This is a genomic window from Colwellia chukchiensis, assembly GCF_002104455.1.
Taxonomy (GTDB): Bacteria; Pseudomonadota; Gammaproteobacteria; order Enterobacterales; family Alteromonadaceae; genus Cognaticolwellia; species Cognaticolwellia chukchiensis.
Genome location: NZ_NBOC01000030.1, coordinates 1 through 9,399, shown reverse-complemented (window position 1 = coordinate 9,399; position 9,399 = coordinate 1). Strand labels below are relative to the sequence as shown.

At 41.5% G+C, this 9,399-nt stretch carries 4 protein-coding genes and 2 rRNA genes; 5 read left to right on the top strand and 1 reads right to left on the bottom strand.

What is annotated here, in order from left to right; genetic code table 11:
• The 3 genes from B6K83_RS17815 to B6K83_RS17805 form a co-directional block, all read left to right on the top strand.
• Positions 1–108: ribosomal RNA gene (locus B6K83_RS17815) — 23S ribosomal RNA — on the top strand; the annotation flags it as partial.
• Between the two features lie 249 nt (positions 109–357).
• Positions 358–472: ribosomal RNA gene (gene rrf / locus B6K83_RS17810) — 5S ribosomal RNA — on the top strand.
• A gap of 934 nt (positions 473–1,406) precedes the next feature.
• Complete coding sequence (locus B6K83_RS17805) at positions 1,407–2,408, top strand: GGDEF domain-containing protein (RefSeq protein ID WP_085286204.1); 1,002 nt, start codon at positions 1,407–1,409, stop codon at positions 2,406–2,408.
• Between the two features lie 289 nt (positions 2,409–2,697).
• Here the strand turns inward: B6K83_RS17805 and B6K83_RS17800 are convergent, their stop codons facing one another.
• Positions 2,698–5,079, bottom strand: a complete 2,382-nt coding sequence (locus B6K83_RS17800; RefSeq protein WP_085286203.1) for a S8 family serine peptidase — start codon at positions 5,077–5,079, stop codon at positions 2,698–2,700.
• A gap of 371 nt (positions 5,080–5,450) precedes the next feature.
• On the opposite strand from B6K83_RS17800, the gene B6K83_RS17795 reads away from it, so the two are divergent.
• Together B6K83_RS17795 and B6K83_RS17790 are read left to right on the top strand one after the other, a co-directional pair.
• Positions 5,451–7,283, top strand: coding sequence for a S8 family serine peptidase (locus B6K83_RS17795; protein ID WP_085286202.1), 1,833 nt, complete (start codon positions 5,451–5,453; stop codon positions 7,281–7,283).
• A gap of 270 nt (positions 7,284–7,553) precedes the next feature.
• The gene (locus B6K83_RS17790) at positions 7,554–9,239 is read left to right on the top strand and encodes a S8 family peptidase (RefSeq protein WP_085286201.1); all 1,686 of its coding nucleotides are present in this window, start codon (positions 7,554–7,556) and stop codon (positions 9,237–9,239) included.
• Positions 9,240–9,399: the final 160 nt, after the last annotated feature.

Below are 9,399 nucleotides of genomic sequence, written 5' to 3'. Positions count from 1 at the left end.
TTAAGCTCCCTAAAGGGTCGTTGGAGACTACAACGTTGATAGGTTGGGTGTGGAAGTGCTGCGAGGCATTGAGCTAACCAATACTAATTACCCGTGAGGCTTAACCATACAACACCCAAGTGGTTTTGTATTGACTGGTTAACATCACTTACTAACTGAGTAATGAAAACCTCGTGTAGAAACCCTACACGTCAGTTTGAATTACGTCGTTACTAAGCGATTTACCTCAGTCAAGGTTTGACAAGATTCTGAAAAGAACTATCACGTACATATCGTGTGAATAAGAAATTAAAATGTATTTATAAAAGCTTTCAAGATTGTAACTTGTTAAGTGTAATATCTAACAAGAAAATTTTGTCTAGCGACAATAGCAACATGGAACCACCTGATCCCATTCCGAACTCAGCAGTGAAACGTGTTAGCGCCGATGGTAGTGTGGGAGTTCCCATGTGAGAGTAGGACATCGCTAGGCTTCTATTAAAAGAAACCCGTAGCTAAGGCTACGGGTTTTTTGCATTTTAAATCACAAAAAATAGTGACAATAGCACTGTGGCCCCACCTGATCCCATTCGCTATACCAAGAGATGCAGCAGTGCAACGCAGTAGCGCCGGTGGTAAAAAGCGTGTGGGTGTTCTTCTCTTTATGTGAGAGCGGCGCCGTTCCTGCACATCCATGTGCCCTCGGCATTAGCGCATCCATGCACGTCATCGCTAGGCTTCTATTAAGAGAAACCCGTAGCTAAGGCTACGGGTTTTTTGCTTTCTGGGAGTTAATAGACCGATTATTTCCTTAATCGCGTTTTATCGTAACGAGCGTTAAATTTCATTTCACCTGATGGACTAAAGTCCAACCTACAAAGGACCTGCGGGTGCTTATCTCATGTGAAGCCATTATTTTGTAGGTCGGACTTCAGTTCGTCAACCGTTCAGAGAGTGATTAGCTTGATAGAGCATTTGTCTTGTAGGTCGGACTTCAGTCCGTCAAACGGTAAACAAGCGATTATTAACGTGATAGGCCACAAGCATTTACAGTAGGTATTTTTTTCCAGACGTTTATAGTCAATTTATATTGAAAAAAATAGTTAAATTGCATTTCACCTGATGGACTAAAGTCCAACCTACAGAGGTTCTGCGGGTGCTTATCTCAGGTGAAGCCATTGTTTTGTAGGTCGGACTTCAGTCCGTCTTCAGTAAAAACCAAAAACCAAAAACCAAAAACCAAAAACCAACTAAGCAACTTTAGCGTAAAGTTTACAGTTTAAAAAATTAATAAAGTGCTCTACTTGTTGCTATTAGTCTCCCTTAATTAATAAAGCTTGTTGAAACTTAAATGATTCGCTACTCTAGCTATGGAACTTTAAATAGTACTTTGTAAAGTATAATAACTAGACTCTTAAGGAGCGTTTGTGCTTATTAAAGATAATTTTGATGAGGCATTAAAAATTAGCGAATCGACTAATGAGTTTTTATCCCATTATCAAATTCCTCCAAGCCCAGTTAACTATTCTGTCATTTATATGCACGTTAGTAAGCGTAATGAAAAGTTAAGCATAGCGTTAGAAAGGCACCTAGAAAAATATCAAGAAGTCGATTTAACCTTTATTGAAGAATTATTTAGTAAATATATCTCAAACTCGCATGCGGTAGATAAGCAAATCCTTGCGCCTATTGAAAAGTCATTATCTAACACATTAGAAAAGATTAATATTCAGATAGATAGCGATAAAACCGTGGCCTCAAACTTAAGAAAGGCTGAACAGGCGCTTTCAAAACATGAATATCATAAATCAATGCAAAATATTGTTGCATTTTTAATGAGTAGTATTAGCACATCACAACAGCAACATAGCGAGCTCTCTTTGGAGCTTACTAAAACCTGTGGTGAAGTAAACTTTTTGAAATCTAAGCTTGAAGCCGCTCGGCACGAGGCAATTGTTGACTCGCTAACTGGGTTATATAACCGTCGAGGCTGTGACGTAAAGTTACAAACACTCGATATTGAGCAAGTTCACTCATCTTTAGCCATAGATATCGATCACTTCAAGAATGTGAATGACCAGTTTGGTCATTTCATTGGTGATAAGGTAATTCAACGGGTCGCTAAGGTGATTAAAGAAACGATTACAGATAAAGATATTGCAGTTAGATTTGGTGGTGAGGAGTTTATGGTGGTGTTGGTCAATAAAACTTTGTCTCAAGCACATGAAATTGCAGAAAAAATTAGGCTAGCTATCGCCAGCTTAAAGCTAATGCAAAGAGACTCTAAAGCCTATTTACCTAAACTATCAGTTTCGATCGGTGTTGCGCAACGCCAAGAAGAGCTAAACTGGCAGTCGCTTTTCGAGCAAGCTGATACTGCGTTATATCAAGCAAAAAATAACGGTAGAAACCAAAGTGTGTGTTTGTAATGGCATCATTTGCATAGCATTATGGCAATGTGGCTTTCAATAGCCAAATGTCATAGTATTCGAACTAAACAGCCTTTCTAAAACCTTTTAAGAATAAATCATGGTTAGTGACAGAGCTTTTGTTGCAGGGCCTTAGTTAAGAGTTGAGATACGTTATTTCAGCTTATTTTTAAGTCCCAAAGCAGAGTCAAATTTTTCCATAAGCGATAGTTGATTGAAATAGAAAACATTGAAAAAAGGAAAGCATGACTATACTTTCCTTTTGAAGATAAAACGCAGTTAAAGCTATTTACGGTGCGTAGGTAACCGCTAAATTTACACCACTTGCTGCAGAGTAGCCGAAAATACCAATATGCCATGTATCGGCAATGGGGGAGTTAAATGTACATGATTCATTATTACCCGCTTTATATGGACGACAATCATAACTAGTCGAGGTTGGCTTTGTACCGCGACGAATATATAAATCTGCGTCTCCCGTACCATCGCTCATAGCAAAATTAACTGTCGACATACCACTTGGGATGTCAATTGTATAATAAGTCCAAGCTCCCTTAGCGACAGAAATATCTGCTACTGAAGCACTACCACCCGATGTTGAGCCTTGTGTAAAGCTACCGGTTAAATTTACGCCACTAAAAGCCGAGTAGGCAACTAGGTGCACATAATAAGTGCCTTCTTGGGCCTGATTAATAGGGCAGGATTCCGTATTACCACTTTTATATGGTCGGCAATCATAACTTGTACTCGTAGGTGCAGAGCCAAACTTAACATAAAGATCAGCATCCCCTGTGCCGCCGACCATATCGAAATTTAGCTCTGTAGCACCTGCTGGTACTTCCATGGTAAAAGCTAAAGTCTCAGAAGTAACTGCTGTTAAATTAGTTTTAGTTATGCCGTTAAGTAATACATTTCCCGTCGGTGGTGTGGTACTGCAACTAGTCGCTAAAGCATCAGAGGCCGCTTTAGCTTGAACTAAACCATAGCCTGTTTTGTCATCACGTCCAGGAGCGTCAAGGTCAATTGCCGTGGCTTTTAACGCCTCTCGCACTTGCGTCGCGCTACAAGTTGGGTTGTTACTCCAAACAAGTGCAGCAACACCGGATACGTGGGGAGTTGCCATGGATGTACCGTTGTAGTACGCGTAATCTTGATTCGCAACAACCTCTACATTAGCATTGCTACCAAGCTGGCTCATAAGTTGTAAGCCTAAAGTTCGATTGACAGAGACGGTTGGCACAGTTACATCAGAGTTGGCATCAACCAAAAAAGGATTTTGTAAACCAGGGCGTTCACTATTACTGTAAACGATAACACCTGATGCACCGGCGTCAGCACATGCTTTAGCCGGATTAATTTCAGGGTAGTTACTGCCTTTTTGATTGTCATTACGTTCAGCCAAACAAATATTACCCGCCACATTGGTGCAACTATAATTGCTACCTGATAGGGTACAAGCGGCAAGTACACCATTGGCGGCGCTATTAACATTATTGACAATAAAGCTACCACCACTATTAATGTAGTGGGTTTGTGGTACGACCTGATCATTGCCGTAGCTTGTTGACCCTAAATGGATATAACCAAGACGGCCATCACCTGCTACAGTGGACAAAATCGCTTCTCCCGGAGCGGAAACTTCAACTTGTGGGGTATATTGTGAAAACTCAGCGTGTTGACGGCCTTGATCAAGCGCGCCTACCGCCATTACCGCATCGTATGACGCTGGGTATGATAACGTAGCGTCGCCATCATTACCTGAGGCGGCAATAAGCAGCACACCAGCATCAGCAGCCGCTTGTAATGCGTTTTTCTCGGTATTACTAGAGCCAGCGCCACCTAAACTCATATTTACTATTTTGGCACCGTTATTCACACAAGTGTCAACAGCGTCAACAAGATCACCAACATAGCCCCAGCCTGACTCGTTAAACACTTTAACGATATGCAAGTTCACTTGAGTGTTCGGCAAAATACCAACCACTCCTTCAGTATTATTAACCGCGGCAATTGTACCCGCCACATGTGTTCCATGGGAGCCGCCGTTTTGATACCAATTACCCGTGCCCGAGTTGTTAGTACCTGTGGCATTATTCGCGTTTAAATCTGGGTTGGCTTGCTCATAACCTGAATCAATAATACACACCGTCATATTGGCAGCATTACTATCCGTTATAAGATCAGACTGTGTCTCTGAAATACCCCAAGGTTGATTTTGCGCCATTAAGTAGCGTTTGTAATCTGGCTCAGCAAACTCAACATCGGCATGGTTATTTAGCTCGTTAATGAGCGCTTTGACGTCTTTAATATGGCGCTGTTTACCTAATGAGATTACATGGCGACCGTTTTTTAGCTTTTTAACATGCGTTAAGTTTTCGCCAATTTTTTTCGCTAATCCTTTGGGCAATGCTTTGGCTGAGTCACTATGAGTTAGTGCCTGCGCTTCAAAGCCACTTTTATATTTAACTATGATGCGGTCGGTAAAAGCGCGCTTTTGTAGTTTTTGTTTTGCTATGAACTGGCTAAAGTCAGCATTAACCGTACTTAATGCACTTTTGTTGTGAGTAATAGCAGTCGATAAGCTTTTCGTTTGATAGGGTTGTGCATTTGCTGTTGCAGCCATTACTGACAATGCAAGTAGGCTCAAAACTAATTTATTGTTGTTAATCATAGGGAGTTGCTCCGGTTTACTGCGCTGAATCTATCGGTGAGTGATACATCGGACGCATTATTGTTTTATGGTGATAACTTCACCGCAGTTATCTTTAGCTTTTAGCTGATTTTGTACTAGCAAAGTACAGACATATTTTCAGATAATTGCGACTAATACATAATTGAACAGGTGTTTAAGTATTTGTAATTAAGAGAAAATGAGGCTTATGTCGTTTTTTTATTAAAAATCGTCGGTTTTTTGCTAGAGCGGATTTTACTAACTGTTAGTATCAAGTGAGATTCAAGGTTAACGGCCCTGATGATAATCCTATAACTATAAAAATTGTCTTATATTTGATCGCTATAAATGTAGAGACATCCGGAGCATCTATGAAAATATCAACATTTACTACATCACTTATTGCTATCGCAGTAACTTCAACGTTTTCCGCCCAAGCCGCTGATGACAGATACATAATTAAGGTAGATCAAAGTAAAAAAGGCGTAGTGAAAGCATTAGCCAAAAAATTAAATGCTGAAATTAAACTCGATGGAAACGGATTTTTTGCTGCGACTTTTCAAGGCAAAACGTTAGCGCAAGTTAAAGGATTAATGAACAACCCACATGTGCAGTTGATCGAAGAAGATCACCGTCGCAGCACAACAGCGGTATATAGTGATGATGCTGGCAATGCTATGACAGAGCAATTAACACCATATGCGGTTTATCAGTCACAAGCTAATCAAGTGAGCTTTAATGCCAGTGCAGGAATGAAAGTGTGTGTTATTGACTCAGGCTTAGATCGTTCAAACCCAGACTTTGTATGGAACAACATTACCGGTGATAACGATTCAGGTACAGGCAACTGGGATCAACATGGTGGTCCACACGGCACTCATGTGGCAGGGACGATTGGTGCGGCAGATAATAACATTGGTGTAGTAGGTATGGCACCGGGTGTTGATATGCATATTGTTAAAGTGTTTAACGAGTCTGGCTGGGGCTATTCATCCGACCTTGCCTATGCAGCTGACAAATGTAGTCAAGCAGGGGCTAATATCATAAGCATGAGCTTAGGTGGTGGTGGCGCCAATAGCACAGAAGAAAATGCCTTCAAAGCGTTTACCCAAGCAGGTGGTTTAGTGGTTGCTGCTGCGGGTAATGACGGTAACAGCGTTCGCTCATACCCTGCCGGCTATTCTTCAGTTATGATGATAGGTGCCAACGATGCCGATAATAACATTGCCAACTTTTCTCAATTTCCAAGCTGTACTGTAACCACAGGTCGCGGCAAAAACAGAACCACTACCACCGATGACACTGTGTGTGTGGAAGTAACCGCAGGTGGTGTGGATACTTTATCAACCTACCCTGCTGGGCTAGCTACCAGCGCATCTATGAGTGCAGATGGCGTGGCTTATGCCTCTTCTGCTATGGAAAATGCCGGTAACGCTAATGGTAATACCTATTATATGGGTACTGCAGAGTCAACTGACAATGGTGCGAATGGCAATGTTTGTATCATAGACCGTGGTGTTATTTCATTTCATGATAAGGTGCAAAACTGTGAAAACTCAGGGGGAATTGGAGCGATTATCATTAATAATGAAGCGGGCATGCTCTATGGTACGCTTGGTGATACCAATGCGACTACTATTCCAGCTGTTGGTGCTGCATTTGAAGATCGCAATGCTCTGTTAGCGGCAAACAGTGCCACCATAGCTATTGGTGCAAGCGACTATGGCTTTATGAGTGGAACCTCGATGGCAACACCTGCAGTTTCAGGTGTAGCTGCATTAGTATGGTCTAATCACAATGGTTGTACTGGTACAGAAATACGAGAAGCGTTAAAAGCCACGGCGGAAGATAATGGCGCGCCCGGGAATGATGTTTACTTTGGCTATGGCATTGTTAAAGCGGCCGCAGCAGATGCATACCTAACAGCCAATGGTTGTGAAGGCGGTGTTACACCACCACCAACCGGTGGTGATATTAGCTTGAGTACTAATGCTTATCGAGCAAAAGGTAAAAACAAAGTTGATTTATCATGGTCCGGTGCGGTAACTAGTAATGTTGATATTTTCCGTAATGGCGCACTTAGAACTACTACAGCCAACGACGGCGCTTATACCGATAGCTTTAAAACCTCAGGAACATTTACTTATAAAGTTTGTGATCAGGGAACAGATAATTGTTCGGCTGAATCAAGTGTTTCATTTTAAAAAGTAACAGAGCATAAATCCAAATATCCAGCTTAGAATAGGCTGGATATTTGTGTTTTCACTAGGTGAGGAATTAACGTTAACTTAGTGTTAAAAAATTGGTAAATGAAAACGGGTGTGTTAGTGTTTGCGATTATATACAACGCAAAATAATAAGCGGGCGTAGTAACTGGCCCATGAGTGTTGGTTGTTAAAGGCGCTCAATAATTTAAGTAATTCACCCTAATGTTGTTAAAAATAATAAAATGTCATGAGCAAAAGGGGCTATACATGTTGTTCAATTCAAAATTCAGTAAGCTAAAGCTGGTTGCTATTTTTGCTACGTTAATTTTTTTAACTGGGTTATTGAGTGTCAGCGCTACCAAAGCTAGCTCAGCGCAAGCACAGTCATATATCATTAGTGCAAAAAGCTTGTCACAATTGAAAGCTAACTTAAAGCAACTTGGTGTTACGCCAAGCCATGAGCTAAAAGTTATTGATTCAGTTGCGGTCAGTTTAACGCCTGCGCAATTAAAAGCCTTAGAAAAGAAGCAAAAAATAAAAGCGTCAATTAACCATAAGGTTGAACTAAGTGGCAGGGCATTAGGGCAGCGTAGGTGGCAGCCCAATTCAGTGGTGAATCAACAAGTGGATGCTCATTATATTCATAATGCTGGTAACTATGGCGGTGGTGTAACCATAGGTTTTCTAGATACTGGCCTCGATCAATTACCGGGTTTATCAACCGACTTGTACGGCCGTGATAAAGCTTGGGGAACTTACGATGCGATAAACGATATTGTCAGTAATTATGACGATGAAGCGAGTGGTCATGGCACACATGTGGCCAGTATTGCAACTAATAGTGATTATGATAGCAATGGTCGAATTTACGGTATTGCGCCTAATGCGGCTCATGTTGGTATCAAAGCGTTCGATGCGGAAGGCAAAGCTACTTATGCGGATGTTATCCGTGGTATTGACTGGGCATTGCAAGTAAAAGAGCAGATCAACTTGCGAGTGTTGAATATGTCTTTTAGCGGCCCAATTCGTTCCAACTACTGGGATGATCCATTGAATAGAGCGGTTATGAAGCTTTGGCAAGCAGGAATTGTTGTGGTTGCATCTGCAGGCAATAGCGGTCCAGATCCTATGTCTATTGGTGTTCCAGGAAACGTGCCATATATAATCACAGTGGGAGCCATGACTGACGACTACAGCGCATTTAATTATTATGACGATAAAGTAGCGTCGTTTAGCAGTGCAGGTCCGACACCCGAAGGTTTTGTGAAACCTGACGTAATTGCACCTGGTGGTCATGTTTCTGGTTTAATGTCTTTTGATGCACAAATTGCCACCCAACATCCAGAGTTTCATGATGGTGGACGTTACTTTGAAATGTCGGGAACCTCTCAAGCTGCCGCTGTGGTGTCTGGGGTGGTTGCCTTATTACTTACCGATGATCCTTCGCTGAGCCCAGATCAGGTTAAATGTCGAATTTTAGACGGGGCTTATCGTGCGCTAAATGAAGATGGCAGTTTACGCTATAGTGTATTTCAGCAAGGTGCTGGCTTAGTTAGCGCATATAACTCAATCAGTAGCCAAGAAAATCATTGTGCCAATACACACCTAGATATAGCTAAAGATTTAAACGATGAGCAGCACTTTTCTGGACCTGCCAATATAAATCAAGATGGTCATTTTTATGTTGAAGGCCTTGGCGATGAGTTTGTTTGGAACTTAGCGCAAGAGCAGGTCAATGGCGATGCGTTAATTTGGCGTATGAGTACATTTACTCATGACGAAAACTGGAATAATACTGCTTCGACAGATGCACTAATCTGGCGCATGAACTTTGAAACTAATGCCTTGATTTGGCGTATGAGTGTCGAGTCGAATGCGCTAATCTGGCGCATGAGTTTAGCCGAAAATGAAGTCGCGACCATCAATATAAACAATTGGGTCAGCCCCGAATAAAAGTCATTAACCCCAAAGCCACTTTATTAAGGTTAATGCCGATCGTTTAAGAAATAGTTGAACGATCTTGCAAGTATAAGATAATCCCCTCTGATATTTTCAGAGGGGATTTTTTTGTGCTTAATAATGAACTAGAGCTTGTTTATGAATCAGTTGAAGA

What these genes read in the sequence shown, in the direction of transcription:
- B6K83_RS17800 (WP_085286203.1), bottom strand. Translation starts at nt 5,079, where the DNA reads ATGATTAACAACAATAAATTAGTTTTGAGCCTACTTGCATTGTCAGTA.
- B6K83_RS17795 (WP_085286202.1), top strand. Translation starts at nt 5,451, where the DNA reads ATGAAAATATCAACATTTACTACATCACTTATTGCTATCGCAGTAACT.
- B6K83_RS17790 (WP_085286201.1), top strand. Translation starts at nt 7,554, where the DNA reads ATGTTGTTCAATTCAAAATTCAGTAAGCTAAAGCTGGTTGCTATTTTT.